This is a genomic window from Pseudomonas sp. FG35 (assembly GCF_057809295.1).
In genome coordinates this window covers 14126-28996 of the sequence record NZ_JBMDJR010000012.1, presented here as the reverse complement: position 1 = coordinate 28996, position 14871 = coordinate 14126, and the positions used below count along the sequence as shown (strand labels likewise).

11 protein-coding genes are annotated in these 14871 nt (G+C 61.6%); 5 read left to right on the top strand and 6 right to left on the bottom strand.

Translation table 11 applies throughout. The annotated features are described in order from the left end of the window. Positions 1-151: 151 nt before the first annotated feature. On the bottom strand, positions 152-589 hold the full coding sequence (locus ACODTD_RS21935) for a hypothetical protein (RefSeq protein ID WP_011335196.1): 438 nt from the start codon (positions 587-589) through the stop codon (positions 152-154). 103 nt (positions 590-692) lie between these two features. Between ACODTD_RS21935 and ACODTD_RS21930 the strand changes: the two genes are divergently transcribed. After that, positions 693-1130 (top strand): universal stress protein, encoded by a 438-nt coding sequence (locus ACODTD_RS21930; protein WP_011335197.1) that lies wholly within the window; start codon positions 693-695, stop codon positions 1128-1130. A gap of 75 nt (positions 1131-1205) precedes the next feature. Here the strand turns inward: ACODTD_RS21930 and ACODTD_RS21925 are convergent, their stop codons facing one another. Then, entirely contained in the window at positions 1206-3128 is a 1923-nt protein-coding gene (locus tag ACODTD_RS21925; RefSeq protein WP_011335198.1) for an ATP-binding cassette domain-containing protein, read from the bottom strand. A 215-nt stretch (positions 3129-3343) separates the two neighbouring features. On the opposite strand from ACODTD_RS21925, the gene ACODTD_RS21920 reads away from it, so the two are divergent. Further along, complete coding sequence (locus tag ACODTD_RS21920) at positions 3344-5272, top strand: transglycosylase SLT domain-containing protein (protein WP_221614302.1); 1929 nt, start codon at positions 3344-3346, stop codon at positions 5270-5272. 93 nt (positions 5273-5365) lie between these two features. Here the strand turns inward: ACODTD_RS21920 and ACODTD_RS21915 are convergent, their stop codons facing one another. Further along, complete coding sequence (locus tag ACODTD_RS21915) at positions 5366-7159, bottom strand: ABC transporter transmembrane domain-containing protein (protein ID WP_011335200.1); 1794 nt, start codon at positions 7157-7159, stop codon at positions 5366-5368. A gap of 259 nt (positions 7160-7418) precedes the next feature. Here ACODTD_RS21915 and ACODTD_RS21910 point away from each other — a divergent pair, with 259 nt between their 5' ends. Continuing rightward, a complete protein-coding gene (locus ACODTD_RS21910; RefSeq protein WP_041475376.1) occupies positions 7419-7598 on the top strand; it encodes a PA1571 family protein in 180 nt (59 codons plus the stop codon). 57 nt (positions 7599-7655) lie between these two features. Here the strand turns inward: ACODTD_RS21910 and pdxB are convergent, their stop codons facing one another. Further along, positions 7656-8798 (bottom strand): 4-phosphoerythronate dehydrogenase PdxB, encoded by a 1143-nt coding sequence (gene pdxB / locus ACODTD_RS21905; protein WP_221614300.1) that lies wholly within the window; start codon positions 8796-8798, stop codon positions 7656-7658. 179 nt (positions 8799-8977) lie between these two features. Here pdxB and ACODTD_RS21900 point away from each other — a divergent pair, with 179 nt between their 5' ends. Further along, a complete protein-coding gene (locus tag ACODTD_RS21900) occupies positions 8978-10387 on the top strand; it encodes an MATE family efflux transporter (RefSeq protein ID WP_041475594.1) in 1410 nt (469 codons plus the stop codon). 50 nt (positions 10388-10437) lie between these two features. Here the strand turns inward: ACODTD_RS21900 and tusA are convergent, their stop codons facing one another. Both tusA and rlmM read right to left on the bottom strand, forming a co-directional pair. Next, positions 10438-10689: a sulfurtransferase TusA gene (tusA, locus tag ACODTD_RS21895; protein WP_011335204.1), complete on the bottom strand. Its 252-nt coding sequence runs from the start codon at positions 10687-10689 to the stop codon at positions 10438-10440. A gap of 65 nt (positions 10690-10754) precedes the next feature. Beyond that, positions 10755-11828, bottom strand: coding sequence for a 23S rRNA (cytidine(2498)-2'-O)-methyltransferase RlmM (rlmM, locus tag ACODTD_RS21890; RefSeq protein ID WP_041475377.1), 1074 nt, complete (start codon positions 11826-11828; stop codon positions 10755-10757). 221 nt (positions 11829-12049) lie between these two features. Between rlmM and acnA the strand changes: the two genes are divergently transcribed. Further along, positions 12050-14791, top strand: a complete 2742-nt coding sequence (gene acnA, locus ACODTD_RS21885) for an aconitate hydratase AcnA (protein WP_489105198.1) — start codon at positions 12050-12052, stop codon at positions 14789-14791. Positions 14792-14871: the final 80 nt, after the last annotated feature.

Here is a 14871-nt window from a genome sequence, read left to right as displayed (position 1 = left end):
AGGCGCACGTTTGCTGACCGGATGACTCCGGGCCAACGCAAAAAAAGAATTTCCGGCCTGCCTGGCCAACCCCGCCCGATGAATCATGTCGGGCTTTTTATTGCGCGTCTGCCGGACGTTTCGCACCGTTGCAGCGCGAAAAGTCCGGGAGTCATGCCAGCGCTTTCAGCGTGGCATCAATTTCCAGCAAAACCGAAGCGTCACCCTTCTCACCCCAATAGAGCGCGATCATCTGCTTGTCCGCCTCGACCTTGAAAACGTTGCCCGGCAATTTTTCGAAATGATTGAGCAGCAGCGGATCCTCACAGACTTCCTGCCACTGATTCACCCAAACCCCCGGGGATTTCTGCCAATACGTCCAGCACGCCGGCTGCTTTCCACGGCGTGGCCGATGGTATTGCGCGCACGGGTTTGGCGGCTCCTGGCTCAGCCAGTGCGGCCATTCCTGAGGCGCCAGTTGCATGGCCAGCCCGATGCGCCGTGCCTCCGTGCGCAAGGCTATCCGGCCACTCTGGGCACGGGACGGACGCAACCACGCCAGCGGACTCAACACTACCAGCAGGATTGACACCACCAGCCAGACCGTCATATCTCTACTCCCGTTTTGTCATGAGCCCATTGCGTCACTTTGGAACCAATGCGCTTGAAACCAGCCATACTTAACAATATTGATCCCTCACGAGGAGCACCTCATGCCCTACCACCATATCCTGGTCGCCGTAGATCTGACCGAAGAGTGCGACCCTGTGATCCACCGCGCCCGAGAGCTGTCGGTGAGCAATGGCGCCAAGCTGTCGCTGGTGCATATCGTCGAACCGATGGCCATGGCCTTCGGCGGTGACGTGCCGATGGATCTGTCACAACTGCAACAACAGCAGTTCGATCAGGCCAAGGAACGCCTCGAACGCCTGAAGCACAAATACACCGAACTCGAAGGCGCCAACTGCCACCTGACCTACGGCCAGCCGCGTCAGGAAATCCACCATTTCGCCAAGGAACAGCAGTGCGACCTGATCGTGGTCGGCAGCCATGGCCGACACGGTTTGGCGCTGCTATTGGGCTCGACCGCCAACGATGTCCTGCACGGCGCGCCTTGCGATGTGCTGGCGGTGCACCTGGTCAAACGCTGATCCCACTCGCTTGTGAAAAGCTGAAAAGCCCGGCACCCATTACTGGATGCCGGGCTTTTTCATGCCTTGAAACAATCAGGCGTCCAGCTCAGCCCAACGCTCCACCAGCGCATCCAGCTCGGCCTGCAACTGCTCCAGAGAAGCAATCACCTTGGCCGTCTCGGCCGGCGGACGCTGATAGAAGCCGGCCTCGGCCATTTCAGCCTCGACAGCAGCAATCTGCTGCTCCTTCGCGTCGATGTCGCCCGGCAACGCTTCCAGCTCACGCTGAAGCTTGTAGCTCAGTTTCTTCTTCGCAGCCGGGGCCGCAGCAACCGGCGCGGCAACCGGAGCCGGTTCGGCAGTCACCACCGCCGAATTCAGATCGGCCTTGCCGGATTTGCTTTCAGTCACGCCCAGCAGACGCGGCGAACCACCCTGACGGATCCAGTCCTGATAGCCGCCGACGTATTCGCGAACCTTGCCTTCACCTTCGAAGACCAAGGTGCTGGTAACCACGTTGTCGAGGAATGCCCGGTCGTGGCTGACCATCAGCACCGTGCCGTTGAAGGTCAGCAGCACTTCTTCGAGCAGCTCGAGGGTTTCCACGTCGAGGTCGTTGGTCGGTTCGTCGAGTACCAGCAGGTTTGCAGGCTTGCTGAACAGCTTGGCCAGCAGCAAACGTGCACGCTCACCACCGGACAACGCCTTCACCGGCGTGCGGGCACGCTGCGGGCTGAACAGGAAGTCGCCGAGGTAGCTCAGTACGTGGCGGCTCTGGCCGTCGATATCGATGAAGTCACGACCTTCGGCGACGTTGTCGATCACGGTTTTTTCCAGATCCAGCTGATGGCGCAACTGGTCGAAGTAGGCCACGTCGATCTTGGTGCCCTCTTCCACTTTGCCGCTGGTCGGTTGCAGACCGCTGAGCATCAGTTTCAGCAAAGTGGTTTTGCCGGTACCGTTGGCGCCGAGCAGACCGATCCGGTCGCCGCGCTGCAGCACCATGGAGAAATCGCGAATCAGGAACGGACCGCCCGGATGCGCGAAGCTCACGTTATCCAGCACCATCACCTGCTTGCCGGACTTCTCCGCTGTTTCCAGCTGGATGTTGGCCTTGCCGGTGCGCTCGCGACGCTCACTGCGCTCCACGCGCAGGGCTTTCAGAGCACGCACGCGGCCTTCGTTACGGGTGCGACGGGCCTTGATGCCCTGACGAATCCACACTTCTTCCTGGGCCAGACGCTTGTCGAACAGCGCGTTGGCGGTTTCTTCGGCGGCCAGTGCGGCTTCTTTATGGACGAGGAAACTGGCGTAGTCGCCGTTCCAGTCGATCAGGCCGCCGCGATCCAGTTCAAGGATGCGGGTGGCGAGGTTTTGCAGGAAAGAACGGTCGTGCGTGATGAACAGCACGGCGCCCTGGAAATCCTTCAGCGCTTCTTCAAGCCAGGCAATCGCACCGATGTCCAGGTGGTTGGTCGGCTCGTCGAGCAGCAGCAGATCCGGCTCGGACACCAGCGCCTGCGCCAGCAGCACGCGACGACGCCAGCCGCCGGACAGTTCGGCGAGGGTCTTGTCGGCCGGCAATTGCAGACGACTCAGGGTGCTATCGACCAAAGTCTGCAAGCGCCAGCCATCGCGGGCTTCGAGGTCGTGCTGAACATGCATCAGCTTGTCCAGATCGGCATCGGTGACGATGTTCTGGCTCAGGTGATGGTATTCGGCGAGCAAAGCGCCAACGCCGTCGAGTCCTTCGGCAACCACGTCGAACACTGTCCGCTCGTCGGCCACCGGCAATTCCTGCGGCAATTCACCGATTTTCAGACCGGGGGCACGCCACACCGAGCCGTCATCAGGCTTCTGGTCGCCCTTGACCAGTTTCATCATGCTGGATTTGCCAGTGCCGTTGCGGCCGATGATGCACACCCGCTCACCACGGGCGATCTGCCAGGACACCTTGTCCAACAACGGCATCGCGCCGAATGCAAGGGACACATCGCTGAATTTGAGCAGGGTCATGAGCTTCTCCAAAAACCGGGCGCGCATTCTACCTGAATCGGGGCCCGAACAGGCCGGCAATTTCGCCGCTGACGCACTCTGCACAACAATTGTTGCGAACTTGTGCTGCAAGGCCGGCAAAGCTTTCGCCCCTTGCTGGCAAAAGGCTAAGCTACAGGCAATTCAGTGCAGGTTTTGAGCCGGCACTTGTCATGATTTCTCTGCCCGGATGTCTCATGCGCAGTCGCCTCTTCAGTGTTTTGTCATGTTTGCTGCTTTCCGCCGCTGCCGTTCAATCCGCTCAGGCGGTGGACCTGTCCACCCAACGCCAGTATTACGATGAAGCCAAGCGCGCCCTGGCCAAGGGCGACAGCGGCCCGTATTTCCGTTACAGCCAGGCTCTCGCCGATTATCCGCTGGAGCCGTACCTCGCCTACGACGAGCTGACTGCGCGGCTGAAAACCGCCAGCAACGCGGAGATCGAGAAATTCCTCGCCGAGCACGGTGACCTGCCGCAGGCCAACTGGATGAAATTGCGCTGGCTGCGCTGGCTGGCCGATCGCGGCGATTGGGCGACGTTCGTCAAGTATTACGACCCGAAACTGAATTTCACTGAACTTGACTGCCTCCACGCGCAATACCAGATCAGCCACAACAAGAAGGCCGAGGGCTACGCCAACGCCGAGAAGCTCTGGCTGACCGGCAAATCCCAGCCTGCCGCCTGTGATGCGCTGTTTGGCATGTGGGCCGCCGAAGGTCAGTTGACCGAACAGAAACGCTGGGAACGCGCCAAACTCGCCGCCCAGCACCGCAACTATCCGCTGGCCAACAGCCTGGTCAACGGCCTGACCACCCTCGCCCCGCGCGGCCACCTGCTGGTGGACGTGGCGCAGAAACCGGAACTGCTCAATCAGCCTTCGCGGTTCATGCCGGCCGATGAACCGATGTCGGACGTGGTCAGCCTCGGCCTGCGCCGCCTCGCGCGTCAGGACCCGGACAAGGCCATGGCCCTGCTCGACGGTTATGCCAGCAGCATGCATTTCTCCCGCGATGAAAAAGTCGCGATCGCCCGGGAAATCGGCCTGACCCTCGCCCGGCGCTTCGACAGCCGCGCGCTGGACGTGATGACCAAGTACGACCCGGAACTGCGCGACAACACCGTGTCCGAATGGCGCCTGCGGCTGCTGCTGCGTCTGGCGCGCTGGGACGACGCCTACCAACTGACCCGCCGTCTCCCGCAGGATCTGGCCACTACCAACCGCTGGCGCTACTGGCAGGCCCGCAGCCTGGAACTGGCGCAACCGCAAAACCCGGAAGCGCAGACGCTGTACAAGAATCTGTCGCGGGAACGGGATTTCTACGGCTTCCTCGCCGCCGACCGCTCGCAATCGCCGTACTCGCTGAACAACAAGCCGCTGGTGCTCAGTCAGGCGCTGATCAACAAGGTGCGCAACACCCCGGGCGTGCGTCGTGCGCTGGAGTTCCACGCCCGTGGGCAGATCGTCGATGGCCGCCGCGAGTGGTATCACGTCAGCCGGCATTTCAGCCGCGACGAAATGGTCGCCCAGGCGAAACTGGCCTACGACCTGAGATGGTACTTCCCGGCCATCCGCACCATCAGTCAGGCGCAGTACTGGGATGATCTGGACATCCGTTTCCCGATGGCCCACCGCGACACTCTGGTGCGCGAAGCCAAGGTGCGCGGCCTGCATTCGAGCTGGGTGTTCGCCATCACCCGTCAGGAAAGTGCATTCATGGACGACGCCCGTTCCAGCGTCGGCGCCAGCGGCCTGATGCAACTGATGCCCGGCACCGCCAAGGAAACCGCGCGCAAGTTCAGCATTCCGCTGGCCTCGCCACAGCAGGTGCTGGATCCGGATAAAAACATCCAGCTCGGCGCCGCTTACCTGAGCCAGGTGCACAGCCAGTTCAACGGCAACCGCGTGCTCGCCTCCGCCGCCTACAACGCCGGCCCCGGCCGCGTGCGCCAGTGGCTGCGTGGCGCCGACCATCTGAGCTTCGACGTGTGGGTGGAAAGCATCCCGTTCGACGAAACCCGCCAGTACGTGCAGAACGTGCTGTCCTACTCGGTGATCTACGGCCAGAAACTCAATTCGCCGCAACCGCTGGTGGATTGGCATGAGCGGTATTTCGACGATCAGTGATCGGGGCGTGTTTCGCCGATAGATCGACGTAAACAAAAATGCCCGCATCGAGAGATGCGGGCATTTTTTATGGCGTTCTACTAGGTCGATTACTTAGTCGGTTACAGGGTCGGTTGAAACCTGACGACCATCACTGAACTGCAACGCCGCCAACCGCGCATACAGCGGATTACTGGCGATCAACTCCTGATGCGTACCGATCGCCACCAGTTTGCCCTGATCCATCACCGCAATCCGGTCGGCGTTTTTCACCGTCGCCAACCGGTGGGCAATGACCAGCGTGGTGCGGTTTTGCATCAGGCTCGGCAGTGCTTGCTGAATCAGGTGTTCGCTTTGGGCATCAAGGGCGCTGGTGGCTTCGTCGAGCAGCAGGATCGGCGCGTCGACCAGCAACGCCCGGGCAATGGCCAGGCGCTGGCGTTGTCCGCCTGACAGACCGAGGCCACCGTCGCCCAGATGGGTCTGGTAGCCGTCGGGCATCTGTTCGATGAAGTCGTGGGCGTGGGCGATTCTGGCCGCCTCCCGCACCTGCTCCAGCGTGGCGGTCGGGCAGCCGTAGCGAATGTTCTCTTCGACACTGCCGAAGAACAGTGCCGGGGTTTGCGAGACCAGCGCGAAGCAGCGACGCAGGTCCAGCGGATCGAGGCTCGTCAGCGGTACGCCATCGATCAGGATCCGCCCTTCCCGGGGATCGTAGAAACGCAGCAGCAAGTCATACACCGTGGACTTGCCCGCGCCGGACGGTCCCACGAGCGCGAGGGTTTCCCCGGCGTTGATCGTCAGACTCAAGCCATCGACGGCGAGGCTATCGGGACGCGAAGGGTAGGAAAAACGTACATCCTGCAACTCCAGCTCGCCTTTGACCCGCTCCGGCAGCGTCACCAATCCTGTGGTCGGTGGCTGGATGATGTTTTCCGAACGCAGCAATTCGGCGATGCGCTCGGCGGCGCCAGCCGCTCGCTGCAACTCTCCGATCACTTCGCTCAACGTGCCAAACGCACTGCCGACGATCAGGCTGTAGAACACGAACGCCGCCAGTTCACCGGCAGAAATCCGCCCGGCGATCACGTCCATGCCGCCGACCCACAACATCACCGCGACGGCGCCGAGCACCAGCACGATTACCAGCGTGATCAGCCAGGCCCGCTGGAAAATCCGTTTGCGCGCAGTCTCGAATGCCTGCTCGACGGTGCTGGCGAAACGCTGTTCGTCTTGCACCTGATGGTTGTAGGCCTGCACGGTTTTGATCTGGCCGAGGGTTTCCGAGACGTAACTGCCAATGTCGGCGATCCGGTCCTGACTCAGCCGGGAGAGGTTACGCACGCGGCGGCCAAAAATCAGGATCGGCGCAATCACCAGCGGCAGTGCTATTACCACGATGCTGGTGAGCTTGGGGTTGGTGATGAACAGCAGCACCACACCGCCAATGACCATCAGCAAATTGCGCAGGAACAGCGACAGCGACGAGCCGATCACTGATTGCAGCAGCGTGGTGTCAGCGGTCAGCCGCGACTGGATTTCCGAGCTGCGGTTGTCCTCGTAAAACCCGGGATGCAGGTACACCAGATGGTTGAACACCTGCCGACGGATGTCCGCCACCACGCGCTCACCGATCCAGGACACCAGATAAAACCGCGCAAACGTGCCGACCGCGAGGCCGAGCACCAACAGCATGAACAGGCCGATGGATTGATTGAGCAAGTGCGGCGATTGAGTCATGAAGCCTTGATCGACCAGCAACTTGATGCCCTGCCCCATCGACAGGGTGATGCCCGCCGTGACGATCAGTGCCAGCAGCGCACCAAAGGCCGGCCAGCGATAAGGGGCAAGGAAAGAACTGGTCAGGCGCAAGGCCCGGCGGTGGCGCGAGGAAAGCATCGGGATCATTCAGGTTCACGTCGTGTGCTGATGGATAGGGCCAGCCTACAGACTCAAATGGGGTGGAACTCTGCAAATCACAATGAGTCAGGTTAATTATGACCGGCAAGACTACCCCCTAGACGCTATTGGTCTAAGGTCCGGGTTGAGACAGACGGTCATTTCTGTTTGAGTGGAGATGCCGTTCCGGACCGACCGCAGGGAGTTGTCACAGCCTGGTCACCTGACGGTTTTAATCTAGGCACACAACCTGATGAGGAGACAGGCCATGTCCTTGCAACACAGCAGCGATGACAAGATTCAAGTGATCCGCACACAGCCAGATCAGTCTCTGGGTTGTTCAATTATTGATGAAAATGGCAACGAAAAGCCGATCACTGAAGACATGATCCAGCAAGCCTGCCGCGAACTGGAACAGCGATTGGTCAAGCCTGCCGAACAAAAGTGATATCGCCACCGTCTTCCTGACCCGGCCCCTGCAGGCCGGGTTTTTTCTGCCCGCTGTTTATACCGCCACAGCGCCCAGCGCGGCCACGATCTGGCGCAGGGCCGGCGAATCGCCCTCGATCCGCACCTTCAAACCTTCGATCTCGCGTCGCGACGGATACTGCTTGCGCAACACATCGAACGCCGCACGTTGCTCACCGACGCTGCCCAGCAGCGTGCGACGGAAATCCGCGTCGTCCCGGCGCGGGTCGTACACACCGCGGCACAACATCGCCAGCGCCCAGGCTGGATCGCTGTCGGCATGCAGGGAAACTTCCGACAACCACGGCGCCGGCAGCAGATCGCCGAGCTGAATGCTGGCGGGCTCACCGATAAAGTCGCAGTAAGCCTGATAGATCTGCGCGGTGCCGCGCTGCTTGCCGTCGAGGCTGTAACCGGCGATGTGCGGCGTCGCCAACACGCAGAGCTCGGCCAGAGAAACATCGACTTGCGGCTCGGCCTCCCAGACATCGAGCACTGCTTGCAGGTCTTCACGCTCCAGCAGCACTTCGCGCAACGCGGTGTTATCCACCACCGGACCGCGAGCCGCGTTGATCAACCAGGCGCCGGGCTTGAGCTGCTGCAAACGCTGCTCGTCGAACAAATGCCAGGTCGCACCGTCACCGCTGCGGGTCAGCGGGGTGTGCAGGCTGATCACGTCGCACTGCGCGATGATCTGCTCCAGGCTGACATAGTCGCCGCCCTCGGCCGCCTGACGCGGCGGATCGCAGACTTTCACGTTCCAGCCCAGGCCTTTGAGCACCTTGATCAGGCGACCGCCCACTTCACCGGCCCCGATCACACCGTAAGTGCGTTCACTCAAATCGACGCCTTCGATTTCAGCCAGGGTCATCAGGCTGCCGAGCACGTAATCGACCACGCCCCGGGCATTGCAGCCGGGCGCGCTGGACCAGGTGATCCCGGCCTCATTGAAGTAATCGAGATCCAGATGATCGGTGCCGATGGTGCAGGTGCCGACGAAACGCACCTTGCTGCCTTCAAGCAGTGCGCGGTTGACGTTGGTCACCGAGCGCACCAGCAATACATCGGCCTGTTCGACCGTGGCTCGGTCGATGGAGCGGCCAGGCACCCGGCGGATCTCGCCGAAACCGGCAAAAAAGGCATCGAGCAGCGGGATATTTTCGTCGGCAACAATCAGCATGGCGAGGCTCCTTGGGCGGATCGGCAGTGTAGGCGCTGGGACTGCGATGAGCCAGCAGGCTTTGATTTCTTGATGAGGCGCGGCGATTACAAATACGCAACAGAGGATTTTTCCTGACCGTTACGTCAGCGGCGTAGAATGCCCGGCCTTGCGCATCAACCCCTGTGGACGCTTTGCCTGTGAATTCCGTGACTGACCGCCCTGCCGCCGTTTCCCTCAACCGCCCTGCCCGGGTTCGCCTGGAGCTGAAGAATCTGCTCGGCCTGGCCCTGCCGATCATGATCGCGCAACTGGCGACCACCGCCATGGGCTTCGTCGATGCGGTGATGGCCGGGCGCGTCGGGCCCAAGGATCTGGCGGCCGTGGCGCTGGGCAACTCGATCTGGGTGCCGGTGTTCCTGCTGATGACCGGCACTTTGCTGGCGACCACGCCTAAAGTCGCCCAGCGCTTTGGCGCCGGCACCCACAGCGAGATCGGCCCGATCGTGCGTCAGGCCCTGTGGCTGGCACTGGTGGTGGGCCTGATGGCGACCACCATGCTGTTCAGCGCCGAACCGATCCTGCATTTGATGAAAGTCGATCCGGAGCTGATCGGCCCATGCATGCAGTACCTGCACGGCATCGCCAGCGGTCTGCCGGCCGTGGCGTTCTACCATGTGCTGCGCTGCACCAGTGACGGCCTCGGTCGCACCCGCCCGGCGATGGTGCTGGGCCTGTGCGGCCTGGCGCTGAACATTCCGCTCAACTACGTGTTCATTTATGGCCACTTTGGCGTACCGGCCATGGGCGGCGTCGGTTGCGGCTGGGCCACGGCGATCGTGATGTGGGTGATGGCACTGGGTCTGGCCGGTTATGAGCGCTGGGCACCGGCCTACAAGTCGAGCGAACTGTTCAGCCGTTTCGACTGGCCGCAATGGGCGGTGATCAAGCGTTTGCTGGCTATCGGTCTGCCGATCGGCGTCGCGGTGTTTGCCGAGTCGAGCATCTTCGCGGTGATCGCGCTGCTGATCGGCAGCCTCGGCGCCACCGTGGTGGCCGGGCACCAGATCGCGCTGAACGTCAGCTCGCTGGTGTTCATGATTCCGTACTCGCTGGGCATGGCCGTGACCGTGCGGGTCGGTCAGGCCCTGGGCCGTGAAGAACCTCGCGAAGCACGTTTCGCGGCGGGTGTCGGCATGGGCACTGCGCTGGCTTACGCCTGCCTGTCGGCGAGCATGATGCTGCTGATGCGCGAGCACATTGCGGCGATCTACACGTCGGATCCGATGGTGATTCACATCGCAGCGATGCTGATCGTGTATTCGGCGCTGTTCCAGTTTTCCGACGCGATTCAGGTCACCGCCGCCGGCGCCCTGCGCGGTTATCAGGACACTCGCGTGACGATGATTCTGACCCTGTTCGCCTATTGGGGCATCGGCCTGCCGGTGGGTTACGCCCTCGGCCTGACCGACTGGCTCGGCGAGCCACGCGGCCCGAGCGGCTTGTGGGAAGGCCTGATCGTCGGCCTGAGCTGCGCGGCGCTGATGCTGTCGATCCGCCTGACGCGCAGTGCACGCAAACGCATTCGCATCAGCCGTTCGATGGGCTGACCGGCCATAAAAAATGACCTGCACATGCAGGTCTTTTTTTTGCCTTCCGATCAACCGGACTTCTTGCGAATCCAGTACAGATAGGTCCCGGCTTCTTCGTGTTGCCCTACCAGTTCATGGTCGAGAAACACGCAGAACTTGGGGATGTCGCGGCGGGTCGACGGGTCGGTGGCGATCACCTTGAGCAGGCCGCCAGGCACCAAATCACGGATGTGCTGGTGCAGCATCATCACCGGCTCCGGGCAGTTGAGGCCCGTGGCGTCAAGGGTGCCGTCGACCGGCGTATTGATCATTTCACTCATGATTCACTCCTGAAACTGGCCGGCATTGTCGCCCAATGCTGGGTCTTCGGTCACCTGTCGTGCGCTCAGCGGGCTTTGGCTTTCTTCACGTCAAGGCGGCGCAAATGGCAGGTCACTTCCTCGCGGTCGTGGTAAAGCTGCTTGCAGCCGATGTCGACCTTGATCCCACGGGCCTTGAAACCATCGGCGATGCGTTCGAGCAGGCGCTTCACTTCGGCGTAACGCTGCTTCATCGGCAACTTGAGGTTGACCACCGCTTCCCGGCAATGCCCCTCGCCGATCCACTCTTCGAGCATCGCGGCATTGCGCGCCGGTTTCTCGACGATGTCGCAAACCATCCAGTCCACCGGCTGCTTGGGCTTGAAGGTGAAGCCGTCAGCCATCAGGTGCTGCACCAGACCGGTGTCCATCAGGCTTTCGGCCATCGGGCCGTTGTCGATAGCAGTCACCAGCATGCCGCGATTGACCAGCTGCCAGGTCCAGCCGCCCGGCGCCGCGCCGAGATCCACGCCGGTCATGTCGCTGTGCAGGCGATCTTCCCACTGGTCGCGGGGGATGAAGTGGTGCCAGGCTTCTTCCAGTTTCAGGGTCGAACGGCTCGGCGCCTCACGCGGGAACTTCAGGCGCGGAATGCCCATCGGCCACATCGCCGAGTTACCGGCGTCGGCCAGACCGAGAAACACCTCACGGCCGCTCTTGAAGGTCAGCAGCAGACGCGGCTTGCTGGTGTCCTCCACCAGTTTGCCGGCACCGGTCAGGGCCTTGCGCAGCGGGCCTTCGAATTTCTTGCAGAAGTTCGACAGCTCCTTGCCGTCGTTGGTGTCGACGACTTCCAGCCACAGGCTGCCGCACACCGGGAATTCACTCATGTGAGCGAGGATCACGCTGATACGGTCGTTTTCCGGCAGATCGATGAAAAACCCGCGCGCCCATTGGCGCGGGAAGATCAGCTCGGCGAAACGCTGACCGCGCATCAGGCGCTCGGCACCGTCTTCTTCGGTGCAGACGAACTCGGCGCAAGCGGTGGCCGGTTTGGCCTTGGCGTAGCCGGCCACATTCAGTCGGGCGGCGAGGTCGGAAATCTCCGAGCAGACTTCGCCTTCGAAGCCTGGCCGGCAATGCATGAATAGGGTGTTCATTCTTACTCCTGGGCAGAGGGCGATCATTCATCCCCTGCGCGATGCCCAGACCTGCATTGAAGCAAAGCCTGTCACGAAAACCGGCGCATGATAGCCCATGTCGGAACCTTGGACTTGCCCATAGAGTCCAGTTATTAGCCAGCTACTGAAAACAGGGCTACGTTGATAGCTCTGCCCGTCCCCTCAGTCCGTAGCCGTGCGGACTCAAAGGAGTGATCGTAATGCCGTCCCTCGATAGTCTGAATTCTCTGAAAACCCTCAAAGTCGATGACAAGACTTACCACTATTTCAGCCTGCCGGATGCCGCCAAGACCTTGGGCGATCTCGACAAGCTGCCGATGTCGCTGAAAGTCCTGCTGGAAAACCTGCTGCGCTGGGAAGATGAAAAAACCGTCACCGGCGCCGACCTCAAGGCGCTTGCCGCGTGGCTCAAGGAGCGCCGCTCCGACCGCGAAATCCAGTACCGCCCTGCCCGCGTGCTGATGCAGGACTTTACCGGCGTACCGGCCGTGGTCGATCTGGCCGCGATGCGCGCCGCCATGGCCAAGGCTGGCGGTGATCCGCAACGAATCAACCCGCTGTCGCCGGTGGATCTGGTGATCGACCACTCAGTGATGGTCGACAAATTCGCCAGCGCCAGCGCCTTCGAACAGAACGTCGACATCGAAATGCAGCGCAACGGCGAACGCTATGCCTTCCTGCGCTGGGGCCAGAGCGCCTTCGACAACTTCAGTGTGGTGCCGCCAGGTACCGGGATCTGCCACCAGGTCAACCTCGAATACCTCGGCCGCACCGTGTGGACCAAGGACGAAGACGGCCGCACCTATGCCTTCCCCGACACGCTGGTCGGCACCGACTCCCACACCACCATGATCAACGGCCTCGGCGTACTCGGCTGGGGCGTCGGCGGGATCGAGGCGGAAGCGGCGATGCTCGGGCAACCGGTGTCGATGCTGATTCCGGAAGTGATCGGTTTCAAACTCACCGGCAAGCTCAAGGAAGGCATCACCGCCACCGATCTGGTGCTGACCGTGACCCAGATGCTGCGCAAGAAAGGCGTGGTCGGCAAATTCGTCGAGTTCTATGGCGACGGCCTCGCCGACCTGCCGCTCGCCGACCGCGCGACCATCGCCAACATGGCTCCGGAATATGGCGCGACGTGCGGCTTCTTCCCGGTGGATGACGTGACCTTGGACTACCTGCGCCTGTCCGGCCGTCCGCCTGAGGTGGTGAAGCTGGTCGAGGCCTACACCAAGGCTCAGGGTCTGTGGCGCTTGCCCGGTCAGGAACCGGTGTTCACCGACAGCCTGGCGCTGGACATGGGCAGCGTCGAAGCCAGCCTCGCCGGGCCGAAACGCCCGCAGGACCGTGTCTCGCTGCCGAATGTCGGCCAGGCGTTCAGTGACTTCCTCGACTTGCAGTTCAAACCCACCAGCAAGGAAGAAGGACGTCTGGAAAGCGAGGGTGGCGGTGGCGTGGCGGTGGGCAATGCCGATCTGGTCGGCGAAACGGACTACGAGTACGACGGCCACACGTATCGCCTGAAAAACGGCGCCGTAGTGATTGCCGCGATCACTTCCTGCACCAACACCTCCAACCCCAGCGTGATGATGGCTGCCGGCTTGCTGGCGAAAAAAGCCGTGGAAAAAGGCCTGACCCGCAAGCCGTGGGTGAAGAGCTCACTGGCACCGGGTTCGAAAGTCGTCACCGATTACTACAAAGCCGCCGGGCTGACGCAGTACCTTGATCAGCTCGGTTTTTCGCTGGTCGGATACGGCTGCACCACTTGCATCGGCAACTCCGGACCGCTGCCGGAACCGATCGAAAAAGCCATTCAGAAAGCCGACCTGACCGTGGCTTCGGTGCTGTCCGGCAACCGCAACTTCGAAGGTCGGGTGCATCCGCTGGTAAAAACCAACTGGCTGGCCTCGCCGCCGCTGGTGGTCGCTTACGCCTTGGCGGGCAGTGTGCGCACCGACATCAGCAGCGAACCGCTGGGCAATGACCAGCAGGGCAATCCGGTTTACCTGCGTGACATCTGGCCGAGCAGCAAGGAAATCGCCGACGCGGTGAATCAGGTCAATACGGCGATGTTCCACAAGGAATACGCCGAAGTGTTTGCCGGTGACGAACAGTGGCAAGCCATCGAAGTCCCGCAAGCCGCGACCTACGTCTGGCAGGCGGATTCGACCTACATCCAGCATCCGCCGTTCTTCGATGACATTGCCGGGCCTTTGCCGGTGATCGCCGATGTGAAAGGTGCGCGAGTGCTGGCTTTGCTTGGCGATTCGGTGACCACTGACCATATCTCCCCCGCCGGCAACATCAAGGCCGACAGCCCGGCCGGGCGTTATTTGCGCGAGCAAGGCGTCGAGCCACGGGACTTCAACTCCTACGGCTCGCGCCGGGGCAACCACGAAGTGATGATGCGCGGCACCTTCGCCAACATCCGTATCCGCAACGAAATGCTCGGCGGCGAAGAAGGTGGCAATACGATCTACATTCCGACCGGCGAGAAACTGGCGATCTACGACGCGGCCATGCGCTATCAGGCCTCGGGCACGCCGCTGGTGGTGATTGCCGGGCAAGAATACGGCACCGGTTCCAGCCGCGACTGGGCGGCCAAGGGCACCAATCTGCTGGGGGTGAAAGCGGTGATCGCCGAAAGCTTCGAGCGGATTCACCGTTCCAACCTGGTGGGCATGGGCGTGCTGCCATTGCAGTTCAAGCTGGATCAGAACCGCAAGAGCCTGAACCTCACCGGCAAGGAAACCCTGGAGATTCAGGGCCTGAGCGGTGTCGAGTTGACGCCACGGATGAACCTGACCCTGGTCATCACCCGTGAAAACGGGCATCAGGAAAAAATCGAAGTGCTGTGCCGCATCGACACCTTGAACGAGGTCGAGTACTTCAAGTCCGGCGGGATCCTGCATTACGTGTTGCGCCAGTTGATCGCCTCGTAAAACCTGCAGATACAGAAACACCGCCGATTGGCGGTGTTTCTGTTTGGGCACGGCACTTTTCTGCGGGCGAAAAAAAACCC

Excerpts from the sequence above, each read along its gene's own strand:
- ACODTD_RS21935 (WP_011335196.1), bottom strand. The coding sequence starts at position 589 with ATGACGGTCTGGCTGGTGGTGTCAATCCTGCTGGTAGTGTTGAGTCCG.
- ACODTD_RS21930 (WP_011335197.1), top strand. The coding sequence starts at position 693 with ATGCCCTACCACCATATCCTGGTCGCCGTAGATCTGACCGAAGAGTGC.
- ACODTD_RS21925 (WP_011335198.1), bottom strand. The coding sequence starts at position 3,128 with ATGACCCTGCTCAAATTCAGCGATGTGTCCCTTGCATTCGGCGCGATG.
- ACODTD_RS21920 (WP_221614302.1), top strand. The coding sequence starts at position 3,344 with ATGCGCAGTCGCCTCTTCAGTGTTTTGTCATGTTTGCTGCTTTCCGCC.
- ACODTD_RS21915 (WP_011335200.1), bottom strand. The coding sequence starts at position 7,159 with ATGATCCCGATGCTTTCCTCGCGCCACCGCCGGGCCTTGCGCCTGACC.
- ACODTD_RS21910 (WP_041475376.1), top strand. The coding sequence starts at position 7,419 with ATGTCCTTGCAACACAGCAGCGATGACAAGATTCAAGTGATCCGCACA.
- pdxB (WP_221614300.1), bottom strand. The coding sequence starts at position 8,798 with ATGCTGATTGTTGCCGACGAAAATATCCCGCTGCTCGATGCCTTTTTT.
- tusA (WP_011335204.1), bottom strand. The coding sequence starts at position 10,689 with ATGAGTGAAATGATCAATACGCCGGTCGACGGCACCCTTGACGCCACG.
- rlmM (WP_041475377.1), bottom strand. The coding sequence starts at position 11,828 with ATGAACACCCTATTCATGCATTGCCGGCCAGGCTTCGAAGGCGAAGTC.
- acnA (WP_489105198.1), top strand. The coding sequence starts at position 12,050 with ATGCCGTCCCTCGATAGTCTGAATTCTCTGAAAACCCTCAAAGTCGAT.